The 19,838-nt window shown below is 46.2% G+C and carries 15 protein-coding genes; all 15 read left to right on the top strand.

Annotated elements, in window-relative coordinates; all coding sequences use genetic code 11:
* Positions 1–4: 4 nt before the first annotated feature.
* A complete protein-coding gene (locus tag B5D52_RS00815) occupies positions 5–871 on the top strand; it encodes a VirB6/TrbL-like conjugal transfer protein, CD1112 family (protein ID WP_016147848.1) in 867 nt (288 codons plus the stop codon).
* 18 nt (positions 872–889) lie between these two features.
* Positions 890–1,324 (top strand): PrgI family protein, encoded by a 435-nt coding sequence (locus tag B5D52_RS00810; protein WP_016147849.1) that lies wholly within the window; start codon positions 890–892, stop codon positions 1,322–1,324.
* Entirely contained in the window at positions 1,284–3,671 is a 2,388-nt protein-coding gene (locus B5D52_RS00805) for a VirB4-like conjugal transfer ATPase, CD1110 family (protein WP_016147850.1), read from the top strand. The genes B5D52_RS00810 and B5D52_RS00805 overlap by 41 nt, the downstream gene beginning before the upstream one ends.
* Positions 3,672–3,674: 3 nt before the next feature.
* Positions 3,675–5,426, top strand: a complete 1,752-nt coding sequence (locus B5D52_RS00800; protein ID WP_016147851.1) for a C40 family peptidase — start codon at positions 3,675–3,677, stop codon at positions 5,424–5,426.
* A gap of 19 nt (positions 5,427–5,445) precedes the next feature.
* On the top strand, positions 5,446–5,703 hold the full coding sequence (locus tag B5D52_RS00795; protein WP_016147852.1) for a DUF4315 family protein: 258 nt from the start codon (positions 5,446–5,448) through the stop codon (positions 5,701–5,703).
* Positions 5,693–6,391, top strand: coding sequence for a DUF4366 domain-containing protein (locus tag B5D52_RS00790; RefSeq protein WP_016147853.1), 699 nt, complete (start codon positions 5,693–5,695; stop codon positions 6,389–6,391). The genes B5D52_RS00795 and B5D52_RS00790 overlap by 11 nt, the downstream gene beginning before the upstream one ends.
* A 97-nt stretch (positions 6,392–6,488) precedes the next feature.
* Positions 6,489–8,567, top strand: coding sequence for a DNA topoisomerase 3 (locus B5D52_RS00785; protein ID WP_016147854.1), 2,079 nt, complete (start codon positions 6,489–6,491; stop codon positions 8,565–8,567).
* Complete coding sequence (locus B5D52_RS00780) at positions 8,564–9,400, top strand: LPD16 domain-containing protein (RefSeq protein ID WP_016147855.1); 837 nt, start codon at positions 8,564–8,566, stop codon at positions 9,398–9,400. The genes B5D52_RS00785 and B5D52_RS00780 overlap by 4 nt, the downstream gene beginning before the upstream one ends.
* 12 nt (positions 9,401–9,412) lie before the next feature.
* Complete coding sequence (locus B5D52_RS00775) at positions 9,413–10,015, top strand: YodL domain-containing protein (RefSeq protein WP_016147856.1); 603 nt, start codon at positions 9,413–9,415, stop codon at positions 10,013–10,015.
* Positions 10,012–10,221, top strand: a complete 210-nt coding sequence (locus tag B5D52_RS00770; RefSeq protein ID WP_016147857.1) for a transposon-transfer assisting family protein — start codon at positions 10,012–10,014, stop codon at positions 10,219–10,221. Before B5D52_RS00775 ends, B5D52_RS00770 begins: the two co-directional genes overlap by 4 nt.
* A gap of 16 nt (positions 10,222–10,237) precedes the next feature.
* Positions 10,238–18,199, top strand: a complete 7,962-nt coding sequence (locus tag B5D52_RS16430; RefSeq protein WP_016147858.1) for an SNF2-related protein — start codon at positions 10,238–10,240, stop codon at positions 18,197–18,199.
* Positions 18,199–18,531 carry a plasmid mobilization protein gene (locus B5D52_RS00760; protein WP_016147859.1) on the top strand — a complete coding sequence of 111 codons (333 nt, stop codon included), beginning with the start codon at positions 18,199–18,201 and terminating at the stop codon, positions 18,529–18,531. Before B5D52_RS16430 ends, B5D52_RS00760 begins: the two co-directional genes overlap by 1 nt.
* Before the next feature lie 101 nt (positions 18,532–18,632).
* On the top strand, positions 18,633–18,944 hold the full coding sequence (locus B5D52_RS00755; RefSeq protein ID WP_016147860.1) for a hypothetical protein: 312 nt from the start codon (positions 18,633–18,635) through the stop codon (positions 18,942–18,944).
* A gap of 158 nt (positions 18,945–19,102) precedes the next feature.
* On the top strand, positions 19,103–19,246 hold the full coding sequence (locus tag B5D52_RS16790) for a WxxxWxxW domain-containing protein (protein WP_016147861.1): 144 nt from the start codon (positions 19,103–19,105) through the stop codon (positions 19,244–19,246).
* A 17-nt stretch (positions 19,247–19,263) separates the two neighbouring features.
* Positions 19,264–19,707, top strand: a complete 444-nt coding sequence (locus tag B5D52_RS00750) for a GNAT family N-acetyltransferase (RefSeq protein ID WP_016147862.1) — start codon at positions 19,264–19,266, stop codon at positions 19,705–19,707.
* The last annotated feature ends 131 nt before the right edge of the window (positions 19,708–19,838 follow it).

Below are 19,838 nucleotides of genomic sequence, written 5' to 3'. Positions count from 1 at the left end.
GCCTTTGGACTTCATACTCCAACAGATCACAGACTGGCTGAAAGAAATGCTCATCAGTGCCATTATAGGGAATCTGTCGGGGATGTTTGAGTCCGTCAACAATCAGGTTGGCGAGATAGCAACCTCCGTGGGCAGAACTCCGGCGAGTTTCTCGCCGGAAATTTTTGCTATGGTTCGCAACATCTCCGAATCAGTGATAATTCCCATTGCAGGGTTGATTCTCACATTCATAGCCTGCTATGAGCTGATTCAGCTGATAATCGACCACAACAACCTTGCTAATTTTGAAACCTGGATTTTTTTCAAATGGATTTTCAAGACCTTTGTTGCGGTCATGCTCATCACCAACACATTTAATATCACAATGGCAGTTTTCGATGTGGCACAACACGTTGTAAATGCAAGCGGCGGTATTATCGCCGGTAATACCGCCATAGATGCTTCTGGACTGGAAGCGTTGGAAGAAACACTCCAGGCAATGGACTTAGGTCCGCTGATTGGCTTATTGCTGCAATCTTTTGTTGTGCAGATCACGATGTCTGCCCTTGCCATTATCATTTTTGTCATTGTTTATGGCAGAATGATTGAAATATATTTAATGGTGAGCCTTGCACCCATTCCGTTCTCAACTTTTGCAAACCGTGAACAAAATCAGATCGGGCAGAACTATCTGCGTTCTTTGTTTGCTCTCGGTTTTCAGGGCTTTTTAATCATCATCTGTGTTGGTATTTATGCGGTACTGGTACAGTCCCTTGCATTTACAGATGATATTATTGCGGATATTTGGGGTATCATGGGCTACACCGTATTGCTCTGCTTTACCCTGTTTAAGACAGGAACGCTTGCAAAGAGCGTATTCAATGCACACTAACAGAGAGGAGGTGTTTGTTTGGCAGCATATATCCCTGTCCCTCGTGACCTGACGAGGGTAAAATCCAAGGTGTTCTTTAACCTGACAAAACGGCAGCTCATTTGCTTTGGGGCAGCGGCGCTCATCGGAGTGCCGCTTTTCTTTTTGCTCAAATCTTCTGGCAATGTCAGTCTAGCAGCATTGGGCATGATTATCGTCATGCTTCCGTTGTTCTTCCTGGCAATGTACGAAAAAGACGGGCAGCCGCTTGAGGTTATCGCACACCACTTTATTCAGGCGAAGTTTGTTCGCCCTAAAATCCGACCATATCAGACTGACAACTACTATGACGTACTGCTTCGTCAGTACCAACTCGAAAAGGAGGTAGAACGCATTGTTTTTCCAGAAGAAAAACCAGGCAAGAGAAATAAAAATGCCCGCCCATCTCAATCGGAAACAGCAGAGAGAAATTAAAGCTGTTGTCGAACGGGCAAAAAAGGATAGTGGTGTTCCGCAGACTGCCCAGCAGTCTATCCCATTTCAGAGAATGTTCCCGGATGGGATTTGTCGTGTAACAGACAGTTATTACACCAAAACCATTCAGTTCCAGGACATCAACTACCAGCTGGCACAGCAGGAGGATAAAACTGCCATTTTCGATGAATGGTGCAGCTTCCTGAATTTCTTTGACAGTTCCATTCACTTTGAGTTGTCCTTTATGAATATGGGGACTGATGCGGAGAGCTTTGAAAAAAGTGTCCGTATCCCGTTTAAGAAGGACGAGTTCAATCCCGTTCGTGCGGAGTACAGCCAGATGCTGAAGAAGCAGCTTGCTCAGGGAAATAATGGCTTGACCAAAACAAAATATTTGACTTTCGGTATTGAAGCAGAGTCCATGCGTCAGGCAAAGCCGAGACTGGCTCATATTGAAAATGACCTTCTCAACAATTTCCGTCGCCTGGGCGTCATTGCAACTCCGATGGATGGTAAAGAGCGGCTGCGCCTGATGCACGCTATGTTCCACATGGGGGACGACGATAAGTTTTTCTTTGACTGGAAGTGGCTGGTGGAATCCGGGCTTTCTGTAAAGGACTTCATTGCCCCTACCGCCTTTGCGTTCAAAGGAAACCGCACTTTTCAGATGGGTAGTCTGTATGGCTCCATGTCCTTTCTGTCTATTACGGCATCCGATCTCAGCGACCGGATGCTGGCAGATTTTCTGGATATGGAATCCAGTCAGATTGTCACCATGCACATTCAGTCGGTAGACCAGACCGCTGCTATCAAAACCATCAAGCGCACCATCACAGAGCTTGACCGCAGTAAGATTGAGGAGCAGAAAAAGGCAGTTCGTGCCGGATATGATATGGACATCATTCCGAGTGACCTTGCTACCTATGGAAGGGATGCCAAGGCACTGCTGAAGGAGCTGCAAAGCCAGAATGAGCGTATGTTCATGGTCACGTTCCTCATTATGAATACCGGACGTACTGAGCAGGAGCTGGAAAACAACGTGTTTCAGGCACAGAGTATCGCTCAGAAGCACAACTGCAATCTGCGACGCCTGGATTTTCAGCAGGAGCAGGGACTGATGAGCAGCCTGCCCCTGGCGCAGAATCTGATAGAGATTCGCCGTGGACTGACTACCAGTTCTACGGCTATTTTTGTGCCGTTTACCACACAGGAACTGTTTCAGAGCGGCGGCGAAACGCTCTATTATGGTCTGAACGCACTGTCTAACAACCTGATTATGGTGGACAGAAAGAAACTCAAAAATCCAAACGGACTGATTCTGGGTACTCCCGGTTCCGGTAAGTCCTTCAGTGCAAAACGAGAAATCACCAATGCCTTCCTGGTAACGGACGATGATGTCATTATCTGTGATCCCGAAGCGGAATATACTGCCCTGGTTCACAAGTTCCATGGACAGGTCGTGAAAATCAGTTCTTCCAGCACCAACTATATCAATCCGATGGATATTAACATCAATTATTCAGAGGATGATAATCCGGTGGCATTGAAAGCTGATTTTATCCTGTCTCTCTGTGAACTGATTGTAGGCAGTAAGGATGGATTGCAGCCGGTCGAAAAGACAGTTATTGACCGCTGTGTGCATCAGATTTATCAGCGGTATTTTGATGATCCAAAACCGGAAAATATGCCCATTCTGGAGGACTTGTACAATGCCCTTCTGAAACAGGAAGAAAAAGAAGCGCACCATGTTGCAACTGCCCTTGAAATCTATGTTAAAGGTTCTCTGAAGGTGTTCAATCACCGAACCAATGTAGATATTCAGAACCGTCTGGTGTGTTACGACATTAAGGAACTGGGCAATCAGTTGAAAAAAATTGGGATGCTGGTTGTACAGGATCAGGTCTGGGGACGTGTCACCCAAAACCGTAATGCAGGAAAATCTACTCGATACTATATCGACGAGTTCCACTTGCTGCTCAAGGAGGAACAGACAGCAACCTATTCCATTGAAATTTGGAAGCGATTCCGTAAATGGGGCGGTATTCCGACCGGCATCACCCAGAACGTAAAAGACCTGCTTCGCAGTCCGGAGATTGCCAACATCCTGGAAAATTCGGACTTCATCTATATGCTCAACCAGGCAAGCGAGGACAGAACCATTCTGGCTCAGCGCCTGAATATCTCTCCCCATCAGCTCTCCTATGTCACAAATTCCGGTGAGGGCGAAGGACTTTTGTTTTATGGCAACGTGATTCTTCCGTTTGTTGACCGGTTCCCGAAGGACATTGAGCTGTACCGTATTATGACCACCAAATTGTCTGAGGTATCCAAAGAAAAGGAGGGGTAATAGATGGCGAAAAGACCTACCCGACTCCGTTTTACTGAGGATGATTTGTCCAGCGATGCGGTAAAAAAGGCTGCTGCAAAAGCGGAAAAAGCCGCATCGAAGGCAGAAAAGGCAGTGGATAAAATCACTCCAAAGAAACACCGCAAGCTGCGGCAGGAAGCTGATGTTTCCGCTAGCAGAACTGCAAAACTTCGTTTTGGCAAGGCAAAGGCAGATGATATTCCCCCAAAGCCTTCCGGTATCAAACGAACGGCAACTCATGCACCGGTAGATACCCTGTCTGCGAATGTCCACAAATCTATCTCTCGATATGAAGATGATAATGTGGGCGTTCAGACAGCCCATCAGACAGAGCTTGGTGCGGAAACTGCTTGCCATGTTGCCGATCATGCGGTTTACAGTCATAAGCTGAAAGCCTATGACAAGGCAGAAAAGCTGGTGAGCAAATCAGATAAGGCAAATGTGAATGCACTGTTTGAAAAGTTCAAAAAGGACAATCCCAATGCTTCTTCCAATCCTCTTTCACGATGGCAGCAAAAGCATAACATCAAGAAAGAATATGCCGCAGCACGAGCCGGAAAAGGTGGAAAGGCTACGGCAAAGGGTGCAGAAAAGACTGCAAAAGGAGCAAAAAGTCTGACACAGAAGATTACCGATTTTTGTGTGTCACACAAGACAGCATTGCTCTGGGTTCTGGCAATAGGACTGTTATTCATGGTCATATCCGGAATGTTTTCCTCCTGCTCAACCATGTTCCAGGGCGGTACGCAGGTAGTATTGGGAACCTCCTTTACTGCGGAAGATGAGGACATTCTGGGGACAGATGAAGATTATACGGCTTTGGAAAATGATTTGCGAAGCCAGGTAGACAATATTGAATCCACCCATCCGGGATATGACGAATACCGTTATGCTCTCGATGAAATCGGACACAACCCCTATGAGCTGGCATCTTATTTGACGGTTGTCTTTGAGGATTATACCCGTGAAGAAGTGCAGGCAACTTTGCAACAACTTTTTGAACAGCAGTATGAACTGATTCTGGAAGAAGAAGTGGAAATCCGAACAAGAACAGAAACCAGAACCGGCACTCGAACGCACACTGACCCGGAAACCGGAGAGACTTGGGAAGAAGAATATGAATATGAGGTGGAAGTCGAATATGAATATTATATTCTCAATGTCACCTTGCGAAATTATGGTCTGGGTAATGTGATTCGTTCATCAGGATTGAGCGCAGATCAGCTAGAACGATATGAAGTGCTGCTGGAAACCTTGGGGAATCGCTCCTATTTGTTTGGTGAAGATGTTTCCTCTGCCCCTGGAGGAGGTGGTGAATACACCGACTATGATATTCCAGGTGAAGCACTGACGGATACTGCCTTTGCCAACATGATACGGGAAGCCGAAAAATATCTCGGTTATCCGTATGTCTGGGGTGGTTCTTCCCCTTCTACCAGCTTTGACTGCTCCGGATTCGTCAGCTGGGTTATCAATAACTGCGGCAATGGCTGGAGTGTCGGCAGACAAACTGCGAACGGGCTTAAAAATCTCTGTGCTATTATCCCGCCTTCCGAAGCGAAACCAGGAGATCTGATTTTCTTCCAGGGAACCTATGGCACATCGGGCGCTTCTCATGTGGGCATTTATGTGGGCAATGGGATGATGATTCACTGCGGCGACCCGATTTCTTATGCTTCCATTGAAACAAATTATTGGCAGCAGCACTTTTACTGCTTTGGCAGAATCCCTTAAGCTGCCGGAAAGGAGAACTATGGGCGCAAAATTAGAAAGGCTTGGTGCTGAACTTGCAAAGGCACGAAAAAAGAAAGCGGAATGGGATTCCAGAGTAAAGGATTTGGAGCGCAGATACCGTGAGGAGGAAAACTCCGAGATTCACGAGATGGTACACGCTGCGAACCTGACCCCTGACCAGCTTTCCGAACTTCTTAAAATGTTTGCGGAAGATTCCGCACCGAAGCCGGAAACGATTCAATCTGTAAAAGAGGAGGAAACTACACATGAAAATTAAATATCTGGGCGCTACCTGTATGGCGCTGCTTTTGAGCATCGGGATGTTTTCCACAACGGCATTTGCCTATGCTTCTGAGGCTCCTGCTGAAACTACGCAGGAGCAGACAGAAGAAACCGTACCGGAAACCAGTGAGCCGATGGAGCCGCTTACTCCGGATGGCAATATGACACTGGTGGACGATGAGGGGGAACATCCTTCTGTGGGGAAACAGTTCATCACTGTTGTAACGAAAACCGGCAATTATTTCTATCTCATTATCGACCGTGATGATGAAGGTAAAGAAACGGTTCACTTCCTGAACCAGGTAGACGAAGCTGATCTGATGAAACTGATGGATGAAGGAGAACTGGAGCAACTGAAACCTGTTGAGGAAACCAAGCCAACTCCTGAGCCGGAAACCAAGCCGGAGACTGATACTGAAGTTCAAGAACCAGAGCCGGAGCCGGAAAAGAAACCCAATGTTCTTCCTGCTATTTTGACTATTCTCCTGCTTGCCGGTGGCGGCGGCTTCTATGCTTTCAAAAAACTCAAGGGTAAGAAAGCAGAAAAAGCCCAGGAAAAGCCTGATCCGGATGCCGATTATGTCGATGAGGAAGATTACGGGTATGAGGAATCCGATAACCAGTCTCCAGATGAGGATGATGCGGAGTATTTGGATGAGGAAGATACCAACGAGCCGGTGTAAATGACTATCGGCGGACAGCCTTCGGGCTGTCTTACATAGCAGTCTTACATTTCGGTGTATGGCTGCTTTTTTATTTTTCAGAAAGGAGCAGATGCAAATGAAATTAGTATTGGCTGAAAAGCCATCAGTGGCACAAAGTATTGCAAAGGTACTGGGTGCGACAAAGCGTGAGGATGGATACCTGGAGGGAAATGGTTATGTGGTCAGCTGGTGTGTGGGGCATCTGGTGGAGCTGTCACAGCCGGAAGCCTATGACGAGAAATATAATAAATGGGCGTATGCAGACCTCCCTATTTTTCCGGATCAGTGGAAGTATCAGGTGTCTGCCAGCACCAAAAAGCAGTTTGGAATTCTCAAAAAACTGATGGCAAGAAAAGATGTAGAGAGCCTTGTGTGTGCGACAGATGCCGGACGTGAGGGTGAACTGATTTTCCGTCTGGTTTATCAGCAGGCTGGATGCCGAAAGCCCTTTGAAAGGCTCTGGATTTCCTCTATGGAGGATTCCGCTATCAGAGAGGGCTTTGAGCAGCTGAAACCGTCAACAGAATATGATGCTTTGTATGAAGCGGCATTATGCCGGGAGCGAGCCGACTGGTTGGTTGGAATTAACGCTACCCGGCTTTTTTCAACCCTTTATGGACAGACGTTGAATGTGGGACGGGTTATGACCCCTACTCTGGCAATGGTCGTGATGCGTGAAGCTGCAATCTCAGCTTTTAGACCGGAGCCTTTTTATACAGTAGAGCTGGCTTTTCAGGACTTCACTGCGTCTGGCGAGCGGATGAAGCAAAAAGTTCTTGCGGATGATGTTGCCCGGAAGTGTGTTGGTTCGGTTCTGAATGTCACAAAGGCAGAAAATAAGGAAAAATCTGAAAAGCCGCCTGCCCTGTATGATTTAACTTCTTTGCAGAGGGATGCAAACCGGGTGTTGGGATTCACAGCACAGCAGACACTGGACTATACCCAGAGTCTATACGAGAAAAAGCTGGTCACTTATCCCCGTACTGACAGCCGTTATCTGACAAGTGACATGAAGGATATGCTTCCGAAATTGATAAAGTCGCTTTTCAACATTTTCCCTGTGGAGGATGTGAAAAACGTTCCGGTTCATGCGGAGCAAGTGATCAACGATAAGAAAGTTTCTGACCACCACGCAATTATCCCCACCAAAGAAACTCTAAAATTCAGTCTGGAGGAACTGCCTAAAGGCGAACAGGCGATTCTTCGACTGATTGCAACCCGCCTGTTTTGTGCGGTCGGTGAGCCTTTCCGGTACAACGAAAGCGTGATTGAACTTTCGGATGGAAATTATATCTTTTCTGCCAAGGGCAAAACAATAGTACAGTCTGGATGGAAAATTTTCTCCGGAAAACCTGCTGATAAGGATAAAGAGAGTGAAAAGCAGCTCCCTTCGCTTACCGTTGGTGAGGGCTTGAGTGTTCATTTTGCTGAGGTAAAAGAAGGAAAAACGTCACCGCCCAAGCATTTTACAGAGGACACCCTTCTGCAAAGTATGGAAACTGCTGGTGCAGATGAAATGCCGGAAGATGCGGAACGTAAGGGACTGGGGACACCGGCGACTCGTGCTGCCACGATTGAAAAGCTGGTACGAATCGGCTTTTTGGAACGTAAAGGTGATAAGAAAACCAAGCACCTGATTTCCACCCATAAAGGAACCGCTCTGGTAACCGTGATGCCGGAACAGATTCAATCTCCATCCATGACCGCTGACTGGGAAGCAAAGCTGCTCATGATTGAGCATGGAGAATATGACAGCAATGCTTTTCTGGAAGAAATTCAGGATATGATTTCCGCACTGGTGCAGACCTATGAAAAGGTAAAAGGGTCAGATGTGCTGATGGCAAAGGAAGTGCAGACGGTGGGGGTTTGTCCTGTCTGTGGCAGCTCCGTCACAGAACGGCAGAAAGGATTTTTCTGTTCCAAAAGAGAATGCCATTTCGCCTTATGGAAAAACAGCCGTTATTTCGAGAGCATCGGAAAAAGCCTGACATCAGCGGTGGCACAAAAGCTCCTGTCCAATGGAGAGGTTAAGCTCAAAGGATGTAAATCTGCTAAGACCGGCAGAATGTACGATGCAATCGTTGTGATGACAGTAACGGAGGAAGGTAAACCGCAGTTTAATATGAATTTTGAGAACGGAGGAAACAGTAAATGATGAATGAGTTTAATCCGGATGGCAAGGACATTCGGTTCATTGACAGCCATTACAGAGATTTGTTTCGCATCCCGGATGGCGGAACGATTCAGGTACACTACTCCGATGATTCGGTAGTCATTAAGCCCTGCAAGTTTATTGATGAGTACCATACACAGATTGGAAACAATGTGTTCCACATCTGCCAGTTTGCAGAACTCCTGGAGCGTAACGGAAGCTATTGTCAGGCGGAGCCGGAAATCATGGGTGATGAAGCTGCATGGCAGGTTGGGCGAGATCAGTATCTTGCAATCCAGACCTGTGAAGATGGTTATGACTATACGCTCTTTGATAAAGAATTTCATGAGATTGATGGCGGTCAGTTGGACAATCCAGAGCTGTCTATGCTGGAAGCACGAGCTGAAATTCTGGCTGGATTTGGACTTCAGATGAGAGAACTGCGAGTACAAGTATATGAAGAAGTCATGGAAAAAGCAGAGGCTGTTGAAGCTGTAAATGCTTCTTTGCTTGACCTGGCAAAACAAATTGACCAGTTCTCTGATGAGTACGATCACTATGAATATGCTGACAGAGTTGATGATAAAAAGAGCAACATTGTTGAGATTTATCATGATCTCACAAATGGAAACACTGCTCCGTACCGGGATTTTTTAGAACAGGTTATTGAAGATTCGGATGAAATTTCTGTGGTACAGGCAGCAACACAGTTAAAGAATGAGTTGGATAAGGCGGTTTCTCGACCTAAAGAATCCGTAATTGATCAGTTAAAACAGATTTCGGGACAGACAGTACCATCTAAAATGTCGCACAGCTTCAAGGAACCCGAAAGATAAGGAGGATAATCTATGTCACAGGAAAAGATTGAACGTTGGAATGAAGTCGATGGCAATCTCGGTAATGAGGAAAAGCTGCAAGCGTTTCTGGACAGCACCACGGATGCGTATGCGATTTTGCAGCTGCGCCGTACAGACGAAACAGTTTATGAACGCTTTGAATCCTATGAAGCCCTGAAACATCAGGGAAAAGAGCCGGACATTGACCATTATGATGTGATCTATATGGCTCCGCTCTCCTCTTATACTGACCAGATTGCCATGCTGGAAGGACTGTACACAAAGTTTAATGTGGAGCGTCCGGAGGATTTCCGGGGGCACAGTTTGTCTGTCAGCGACATCGTGGCACTGAAAACTGATGCTGTGGTATCTTTTCATTATGTGGATTCTATCGGTTTTCAGGAGCTTCAGAGCTTTATGAAGCCGGAGAATTATCTGAAAAATGCAGAGATGGCGATGGAGGACGATTATGGGATGCTGGATGGCGTTATCAATAATGGCAAAGCACCTGCCACGGAAGAACGTTCTTCTGTCCTGGCACAGCTGAAAGAACAGCCTGTTCTGGATAGTCCCCATAAACCGCCCAAAGCTCACTCAGAGAGGGAGATGGAATGATGGATTTAACCATTGATGAAAAAATGCTAATACTCTTATACAGTCCGGGAACCAGAATGGGGCTGTATGGAGCATTGCAGCAAATGAAAGAACAGCTTGAGGAGGATGAAACAGAACTTTTGGATTTGACCAATTCTGTTTTACAGAAATTATCTGATATGGATGATGAAGCCTTTGAAAAGCTGAATCTTTCTCTGAATTTATGAAGATTGGAGGGAAACAATGAATCCGAAAGAGAGGTATTATTCCGGTGTGGCAAGAGAGACAATCCATAGAATCACTGCCAACCGAGAGAACTGGACTTCTTTTCTGGCGACGATGGCTCGAAACTATGATTTCACCTATCCGGAACAGGTGATGATTTATGCACAGCGTCCCAATGCTACCCTGTGCAAACCTTATGAGGAATGGAACACAGAGCAGTATCGACGCTATGTGAAAAGGGGTTCCACTGGTATTGCCCTTTTTGTGATGAACCAGGATAAACCGTACCTGCGGTATGTCTTTGATGTGGCGGACACAGGTGTGCGTCGTTCTTCTCCGTCAATTACATCGTGGAGAGTGACCGATGAAAACCGCCGTTTTATAATGGATGAGATGGAACGTGTCTTTCAGGTTCCGTCAGAGGGAATTTTGGAATATCAGCTGGAAAATATCGCAATCAACCTTGCCAGAGAGTATTGGGACGATTTCAAAAAGCCGATCCTCGACATCGTTGCAGATAGCTTCCTGGAGGAGTATGATGAATATAACATCGAGGTAGCATTTAAGACCGCAGTGGCAAACAGTGTCTCCTATGCGATGTACAGCCGTATTACCGAGAATCCGGATAACTATTTTGAGCATGAAGATTTTCAAAATGTATTCGACTTTAATACCCGTCAGACGGTAAATGCTCTTGGTACGGCGGTCAATGCAGTCAGCTCTCGAATGTTTGGAGAAATCGAAAAAGCCATAGAAGCCTTTGAACAGACAAAAACCGTGGAAAGGAGCCATGATTATGAAAGAAATGACTTACACACAGGTCGGGGATTACCGGATTCCGGACATCGAACTGAAGAACACCGAAACGAAACCGTTGGGCAAGTACGGCAGAATGCGGAGGGCGTTTCTGCAAGAGAACAATCCGATGTTGCTGAACGACCTGATTCTCAGCGAGCAGCTGTTCCCGCATCTCCAGGAGATCGACGAGACAGCGCACCGCAGAGTGGAGCAGTTGATGATAGAACTGCTGGAGAAGAATCCGGCACCGGACAAAGCAACACAGCAGGTGGCATGGGTGCAGCACATGAACAGCCTGAAAGCACAGGCAGAGGAAATCGTGACAGCGGAGCTTATCAACAGCTGAGTTTGAACCTTTTCCTTTCAAAATCAGAACAAATCAGCTTTATTGACGAAGCAGAGAGCAAAACGCTCTCTGCTTTTTCTTTATCTGAAAATCAGATCGACCAGGTGCTCACTGTTGGCGGAAATGAAGCTAATCTCCGAATGATGGTGGCACTGGAATATATGAAAGGAAAATCCACAGAGGAGATTGCAAAGCGTCTGCCTGAACTCTATCGTGGCAGCAATGGCTTTAAATTGGATGGGCATGAGGTTAGCGCATGGTTTGATGAGCAGTGTATTCATCTTGCTAGAGGAAAGACTGCCTGTTTTGCACCGTCCAGACAGATCGTATCCTGGCAGGAAGCCGCCGAGCGTATCGGTAAGTTGCTGGAGAATGGCGAGTACGCAACCAATGTAGAGCTGGTGGAGGCTCCGGGTTATGAGCGAACAAAGATCGCAGAATCTTTTTGGTATTTGTATCATGATCTTTCTGATAATGCCAGAGAACAAGGCTTCTTCCCGTCTTTACAGGAAGTCCGTAGCGTGGGATTTCCGGCAGAAACGGCAGAGCTGGCTCAAAAGTTGAATGACAGTCAATTTAGAGCCGGACTGAAAGCTGAATATCAGAACTTTTTACAGGCACACAATGAGGATTCTTCTTTGCTGCGATTCCATTATCATAAGCTGGAACGCCTGGCACAGCGGCTGGAGGAGCTTGATCTGCCGCTCAGAGAATACCAGAGCAGTATGACCATGCCCCCGATTGTCCGTCAGTTCATTACCGATGATGAAATCAATGAATCCCTGTCCGGAGGCAGTGGTTTCTCCGGTGGAAAAGTCCGTATCTATGAATATTGGCAGGAAGAACATTCTGCAAAAGAAAAGGCGGATTTTTTGAAAAATGAGTATGGGACAGGCGGTCACTCTCATGCCCTTTCCGGTGCTTCTGGCAGTGGTGAAGATCACGATGCCAAAGGAATCCGATACACCAAAAGCGGCTGTGACAAGGTTCAGCTATCCTGGACACAGGTTGCCAATCGCATTGATTCCTTGATTAAACAGGAACGTTATTTTGACAAGGATGCTCTGGAACAGTATCAGCAGGAACAACAAGCTGTGGAACAGGACAATCCTACTGAACCTGAAGATTGGGAACAGATAGATGAAGCTGTTATTCGTGAAGCACTGGAACAGCGCAGTATGGAAGAAAGTCCATTCGTCCAGCAGGTTATGCGAGATGCAGAAGCCATTGCTGCTGAAGAAGAATCCTATGAGCGATTTAGCGTGATTAAAACGGAAAACGGTTATGCTGTCTGGGATGATATTCGGGATGAAATCTATGTAGATGATGAGGGTATCAGCGAGGAATTCACCAGTGAGTGGCAGGCAAATGATTATTTGCAGGAGGTCAAAAAGGCGGTTTTTGCAAAAGAATCTGCGGAGTGGCTGTACAATGAACGCTCTAAATTTGAAGCAACACAGGAACCGGCATATCAAGTGGGCGATGCTGTCTTTCTGGAGGGAGAAGTATACAATATCACTGCCATTGGAACTACTGATGTACAGTTGCTGCCGCCAGGAATGGTGTACCCAATTTATCGGGCAGAAAGCAAAGAGAATTTTGAACGTCTTTTAAGACAGGATGAACGCAATACCCGATTTGTTTCAGGTGCAGAGCCGGAAAAAACCGTTGTCGTGTCCGAGCCGGAGCATTTTATTGACCACTACTATGTGGTAGAAGATTTACAGGTTCGAGGGGCGCTTCAGCTCAAGGAGTACAGTACTTTTGAGGATGCACTGAGAGCCTATCATGAATTGCCTTCCACGCAGATGAAAGCTCTGGGCGCTATGAATACGGCGCAACCTTTTCCGGGCAGTTTGGACTTTATGCAGTGCAAGGACGGTCAGGATACCATTATTGAGGACTATAAAAAGGTCGCAGGGTGGGAGCATCCCGAAGTCCTTGAGGTTATCCACAAGCTCGAAACTGCGATTCAGACAAAGGAAATTCCGGATATTCCAGCAATCAATTTCCACATCACAAATGACCATCTTGGTGAAGGCGGAGCGAAAGCAAAATTCAGAGCCAATATGGATGCAATCCGTGTCCTAAAAGAATTGGAGTTTGATGGGCGAAATGCTACTCCGGAAGAACAGGAAATCCTTTCCCAATATGTCGGTTGGGGTGGACTCTCAGATGCTTTTGATGAAAACAAGGCAAACTGGGCTGAGGAGTTCAGAGAACTCTATACAGCCCTGTCTCCGGAAGAATATGCGGCAGCACGAGCCAGCACCCTGAATGCCCACTATACCAGTCCTACCGTTATTCGTGCCATCTATGATGCGGTCGGACAGATGGGATTTGAAACAGGAAATATCCTGGAACCTGCAATGGGTATCGGTAACTTTTTCGGGATGCTTCCTGACGCCATGCGAAACAGCAATCTCTATGGAGTGGAGTTGGACTCCATCAGTGGGCGTATCGCTCAGAAACTCTATCCTAACGCTGAAATCAAGGTGGCAGGCTTTGAAACTACGGATCGCCGGGATTTTTATGATTTGGCGGTCGGCAATGTTCCGTTCGGCAACTACAAGGTTTCGGATAAGCCATATGATAAGTTGGGGTTCTCTATTCATAACTATTTTTTCGCAAAAACGCTCGATCAGGTTCGTCCGGGCGGTGTGGTTGCATTTGTGACCAGCCGTTTTACGATGGATTCTAAAAACTCTGATGCCAGAAAATATATGGCACAGAGAGCGGAACTTCTGGGAGCCATTAGATTGCCCAATACGGCATTTAAGGCAAACGCCGGTACAGAGGTTGTATCTGACATCATCTTTCTTCAAAAGCGTGACCACCCCATCGACATCATGCCGGACTGGGTGCAGCTGAATACTACACCGGACGGTTACACCATGAACAGCTACTTTGTAGAGCATCCGGAAATGGTTTTGGGAGAACTTTCTATGGAAAGTACCCAATATGGTAAGGATGATCTCACAGTCCGTCCCCGTGAAGATATGGAGCTGGCTGACCTTCTTCATGAAGCTGTTACCCGGATCGGTGGCACTTATGTTCCTGCGGAGCTAACTGAAGAAGCAGACAGCCAGGAAAAAGAACAGATTACCATTCCTGCCCGCCCAGACGTGAAAAACTTCTCTTACACGGTCGTAGACGGTGAGGTATATTTCCGGGAAAACTCTGTCATGCGGTTAGTGGAACTCAACGACAAAGCCAAAGAACGTGTCAGCGGCATGGTGGAACTTCGCCGCATTGTGAATGAACTGATTGAATATCAGCTGGAGGACTATCCAGATGATATGATTCAGGCAAAACAGGCAGAGCTGAATACTGCTTATGATGCGTTTACCGCAAAAAATGGGTTAATCAACAACAGAGCCAACAGTCAGGCTTTTGCTGATGATTCCAGCTATTATCTTCTGTGTTCACTGGAAAACTTGGATGAGGACGGTCATCTCAAGAGCAAAGCGGATATGTTTACTAAGCGTACCATTAAACCGGAACGTAAAGTGAACAGCGTGGATACACCGTCTGAAGCACTGGCGATTTCTATTGGTGAGCATGGCAAGGTGGATTTGCCCTATATGGCAGAACTGCTGGGGACTCCCGGTGAATATGATTCCATTATAACTGAGCTGCAAGGTGTGATTTTCAAAGACCCGATGGCTCCGGATGACCCTGTTTCAGGCTGGCAGACAGCTGATGAGTATCTCTCCGGCGATGTACGAAGTAAGCTCAGGATTGCACAGATGGCGGCACAGAAAGACAGTTCTTTTGAAATCAATGTGCAGGCACTGGAAAAGGCGCAGCCAAAGGATTTGGATGCTTCTGAGATTGATGTCCGTCTGGGCGCAACTTGGATTGACCCTGCCTATATCCAGCAGTTTATGCAGGAAACTTTTGAAACCCCGTATTATCTCCGCCGCACGATTGAGGTCAAGTTTTCGGAACTGACAGCAGAATGGAGAATCAACGGAAAGAGTTCTCCGAGCCAGAATGATGTGGCAGCATACACGACCTATGGTACGGAACGTGCCAACGCCTACCGTATTTTGGAGGAAACTCTGAATCTGAAAGATATTCGTATCTACGATACCATTGAGGATGCGGATGGCAAGCAGAAGCGTGTGCTGAACAAAAAGGAAACTACTCTGGCACAGCAGAAACAACAAGCAATCAAGGATGCGTTCCGGGACTGGATTTGGAAAGACCCGCACCGCCGTGAAGCACTTGTAACCAAGTATAATGAACTGTTTAACTCCACCAGACCTCGTGAATACGATGGCAGCCATATCCGATTTGGTGGCATGAATCCCGATATAACCCTTCGGGAACACCAGCGAAATGCCATTGCCCATGTGTTGTATGGTGGGAATACCCTGTTGGCACATGAGGTTGGTGCTGGCAAAACCTTTGAAATGGCGGCTTCCGCTATGGAAAGTAAACGCCTGGGACTGAGCCAGAAGGCATTGTTTGTTGTTCCCAACCATCTGACCTTGCAGTGGGCAAATGAGTTTCTTCATCTGTATCCCAGTGCCAAACTTCTGGTGGCAACCAAAAAGGATTTTGAAACGGCAAACCGCAAGAAATTCTGTGCGAGAATTGCCACCGGTGACTATGATGCAGTCATTATCGGTCACAGTCAGTTTGAAAAAATCCCTCTTTCTCCGGAACGTCAGGAGCGCCAGCTGCGGGAACAGATTGATGAGATTGAGGGAGCGATTGCAGAACTCAAATATCAGAACGGCGAGAATTTCACCATCAAACAGATGGAGAAAACGAGAAAATCCCTGCAAACCAGACTGGATAAACTTCTCTCTACTGACAGAAAGGATGATGTTGTTACCTTTGAACAGCTGGGCGTTGATCGGCTGTTTGTAGATGAGAGCCACGCTTTCAAAAACCTCTTTTTGTACACAAAAATGAGGAATGTCGCTGGTCTTTCCACTTCGGAAGCACAGAAATCTTCGGATATGTTTATGAAGTGCCGCTATATGGATGAATTGACCGGCGGGCGTGGCGTTATTTTTGCAACAGGTACTCCCGTATCGAACTCCATGACGGAGCTTTATACGGTTATGCGATACCTTCAGTACGGGACACTTCAAAAGAAGAATCTGACCCATTTTGACTGTTGGGCATCTACCTTTGGTGAAACAACCACCGCTATTGAGTTGGCTCCGGAAGGAACCGGCTATCGTGCCAGAACCAGATTTGCAAAGTTTTTTAACCTTCCGGAACTCATGAATATGTTTAAGGAAGTTGCGGATATTAAAACCTCCGACCAGCTTCATCTCCCAGTGCCGGATGCGAAATTTGAAACGGTTGTTGTGCAGCCTTCTGATTATCAGCAGGACATGGTAGCAGACCTTTCGGAACGTGCAGCGGCGGTTCATTCCGGTATGGTTGACCCATCCGAGGACAATATGCTCAAGATTACCGGCGATGGAAGAAAGTTGGGGTTAGATCAGCGTTTAATCAATCCACTGTTGCCGGATGACCCAGAAAGTAAGCTCAATGCCTGTGTGCAAAATGTGCTGCGGATTTGGGAAGAAGGAAAGGCTGACAGACTGACCCAGCTCCTGTTCTGTGACCTCTCCACCCCGAAAAACGATGGCACGTTTAATGTCTATGATGACATCAAGGCGAAGCTGATAGCAGCCGGTGTGCCAGAGAAAGAAATTGCATTTATTCACGATGCAGATTCTGAAGCAAAGAAAAAAGAACTGTTTGCAAAGGTACGTACTGGTCAGGTTCGTGTGCTGATGGGCAGTACACAGAAAATGGGAGCCGGAACAAACTGCCAGGATCGCCTGGTGGCGCTTCATCACTTGGATGTGGGCTGGCGTCCCTCTGATATGACCCAGCGAAATGGTCGAATTATCCGTCAGGGCAACCAAAACAAGGAGGTGCAGATCTATCAGTATGTAACCGAGGGAACTTTTGATGCGTATCTTTATCAGACACTGGAAAACAAGCAAAAATTCATTTCTCAGATTATGACCTCGAAATCGCCTGTCCGTTCCTGTGACGATGTAGACGAGCAAGCTCTGTCCTATGCCGAAATCAAGGCTCTGTGTGCCGGAAATCCGCTGATTAAAGAGAAAATGGACTTGGACATTGATGTGGCAAGGCTTAAGGTTCTAAAAGCTGACCACCAGAGCCAGCAGTACCGCATGGAAGATAAACTCCTGAAATACTTCCCTGCGGAGATTGAAAGGCAGACAGGCTATATTCGTGGCTTTGAAGCAGACATCCAAACGGTTACAGCTCATCCCCAGATTGCGGAAGGATTCTGCGGTATGGAAATTTTGGGCAAGCACTATACGGAAAAAGAGGATGCCGGTGAAATGATTCTTGCCGCCTGCAAGGAGATGAAAACGACCGAGCCAATCCCTCTTGGCAGTTATCGTGGCTTTCAGATGGAACTTTCCTTTGATAGTTTCCGGCATGACTTTGATATTACCCTGAAAGGCGCTGTAAGCCATCGTGTATCGCTTGGAACTGATGCCAGGGGAAATATCATCCGACTGGACAATGCCCTCTCCAGCATCCCTGAGAAGCTGGAGAAAGCCCATGAACAGCTCACCAATCTTCAAAATCAGCAGGAAGCGACCAGAGCGGAACTGGGGAAACCCTTCCCGCAGGAAGCGGAGCTTGCTGAAAAAAGTGCTCGTCTGGCAGAACTGGATGCGGCTCTTAATATGGAGGACTCCATGCCGGAGCGTGAGGAAGCAGAACAGGCGGATAAACCTTCTGTGCTGGCAGATCTGAAAGCCAAGTCAGAGCATATTCCTCCGTATCGGGCATCTGGTGGGCGTGAGGAGGTGCTGTAATGGGCAGACGGGATCAGGATGTTCACTTCCTGGCATCGAAAGAGGAAGTGCAGCGAATCCATGAAAAAATGAATGAGCTGGGTATCCGGAGCATGGGGGCATATCTCAGGAAGATGGCTCTGGATGGATACTGCATCAACCTGGATTTACAGGATGTGAAAGAGCTGATTTCCCTTCTGAGGAGATGCAGCAACAACCTGAATCAGTATGCTAAAAGAGCCAATGAAACCGGCAATATTTATGAGTCAGACATCAAGGATTTGCAGGAACGATTGGAGGAAATCTGGACAGATATGAAGGAGGTGCTGGTGCGACTGTCCAGTATTCAGTAATCATAAAAAAGGGCTGTGGCAACAAAATTGCCGCAGCCGTACATATTGACATCGTTGTGTTATCAGCTGTAAGGCAGTACAATAAAAACAGAAAGGGGTGTGTGACCGTGAGAATCCTTGGTTTTTTCGTGAAGATTATCTTAAAACTGATTGCATTGCCGGTATTACTGGTTTTAGGTGTTGTTTGCTTGTTGGCGAAAATCGCCTTTGAGCTATCGTCCTTTTTTATAGGCGCACTGATTCTGTACATCATCGGTTGCAGTATTTATTGTGTCTTTCAATCTCTGTGGTTGCAGCTCGCCCTTCTTGTGGGAATCGGCTTGGCGGTCTATGCAGCATTGTTTCTCTTTGTTGTATTTCAGGAGATTGGAGAAAACATAAAGGAAAATCTTCGTGATTTTATTTTTTCATAAGAAAATATGTTGTAAGGCTGCCTGCGGGCAGTCTTATTTTTGTGCTGCTTAGGAGGCTTCAGCGTTTGGCGGTGGAATTGTTCACAAGTTTATGGTATGATTTAACTGAGTAAAGTGAACGATAAATTCGTATTTGTGTATTTGTGGAGGTGTTGATTATGGAAAATACTAAAAAGAAAAATTGGATGATAGCAATCTCTGTTGCTATTATTTATTTAGCAGTTAGTATTCTTTTTGATTTGTGGTTTTTTTCTTGGATCATATGGGTCGCATATGCAATTTATAGATTTATTGTAAGATAGTCAACTTAAGGTGAAGAATGAGAATATACAAAGTATTAAAAGATAAAAAACGATATCTTGATTTATTGCTTTTGGCAGATGAACAAGAAGATATGATTGACCGCTATCTTGAAAGAGGTGCAATGTATGTACTTGATGATAACGGCATAAAAGCGGAGTGTGTTGTCACAAGTGAAAGCGATGATATTTTAGAAATCAAGAACATTGCCGTATTCCCGGAATATCAAGGTGTGGGCTATAGAAGAGCATTGATTGAATTTATTATTCGAGAATATAACGGAAGCTATTCTGTCCTGCAAGTTGGGACAGGTGACAGCCCATTAACGATTCCCTTTTATGAAAAGTGCGGCTTTGTAAAATCGCATACGATAAAAAATTTCTTCATAGATAACTATGACCATCCAATCATTGAATGTGGTGTTCAGTTAACGGACATGGTATATCTACAAATGAAACTTTAAGTACACTCGACACAATCAAATATGAAAAACTAACCGTTGATCTACACCGCCGTGTGTGAAATCAGCGGTCTTTTTGTCTTTGCCCTTATATTCAATAGGGTATCATGACAGACTTAATAAGTAATTAAACT

Source organism: Butyricicoccus pullicaecorum DSM 23266 (assembly GCF_900167005.1).
GTDB classification, from domain to species: domain Bacteria; phylum Bacillota; class Clostridia; order Oscillospirales; family Butyricicoccaceae; genus Butyricicoccus; species Butyricicoccus pullicaecorum.
Note: the sequence above shows the minus strand (reverse complement) of the source record. Positions and strands in the feature narration are given on the sequence as shown.

Bases quoted from the DNA above. Each gene is read 5' to 3' on its own strand.
- B5D52_RS00805 (WP_016147850.1), top strand. From the start codon at position 1,284: ATGCCCGCCCATCTCAATCGGAAACAGCAGAGAGAAATTAAAGCTGTT.
- B5D52_RS00800 (WP_016147851.1), top strand. From the start codon at position 3,675: ATGGCGAAAAGACCTACCCGACTCCGTTTTACTGAGGATGATTTGTCC.
- B5D52_RS00795 (WP_016147852.1), top strand. From the start codon at position 5,446: ATGGGCGCAAAATTAGAAAGGCTTGGTGCTGAACTTGCAAAGGCACGA.
- B5D52_RS00790 (WP_016147853.1), top strand. From the start codon at position 5,693: ATGAAAATTAAATATCTGGGCGCTACCTGTATGGCGCTGCTTTTGAGC.
- B5D52_RS00785 (WP_016147854.1), top strand. From the start codon at position 6,489: ATGAAATTAGTATTGGCTGAAAAGCCATCAGTGGCACAAAGTATTGCA.
- B5D52_RS00780 (WP_016147855.1), top strand. From the start codon at position 8,564: ATGATGAATGAGTTTAATCCGGATGGCAAGGACATTCGGTTCATTGAC.
- B5D52_RS00775 (WP_016147856.1), top strand. From the start codon at position 9,413: ATGTCACAGGAAAAGATTGAACGTTGGAATGAAGTCGATGGCAATCTC.
- B5D52_RS00770 (WP_016147857.1), top strand. From the start codon at position 10,012: ATGATGGATTTAACCATTGATGAAAAAATGCTAATACTCTTATACAGT.
- B5D52_RS16430 (WP_016147858.1), top strand. From the start codon at position 10,238: ATGAATCCGAAAGAGAGGTATTATTCCGGTGTGGCAAGAGAGACAATC.
- B5D52_RS00760 (WP_016147859.1), top strand. From the start codon at position 18,199: ATGGGCAGACGGGATCAGGATGTTCACTTCCTGGCATCGAAAGAGGAA.
- B5D52_RS16790 (WP_016147861.1), top strand. From the start codon at position 19,103: ATGGAAAATACTAAAAAGAAAAATTGGATGATAGCAATCTCTGTTGCT.
- B5D52_RS00750 (WP_016147862.1), top strand. From the start codon at position 19,264: ATGAGAATATACAAAGTATTAAAAGATAAAAAACGATATCTTGATTTA.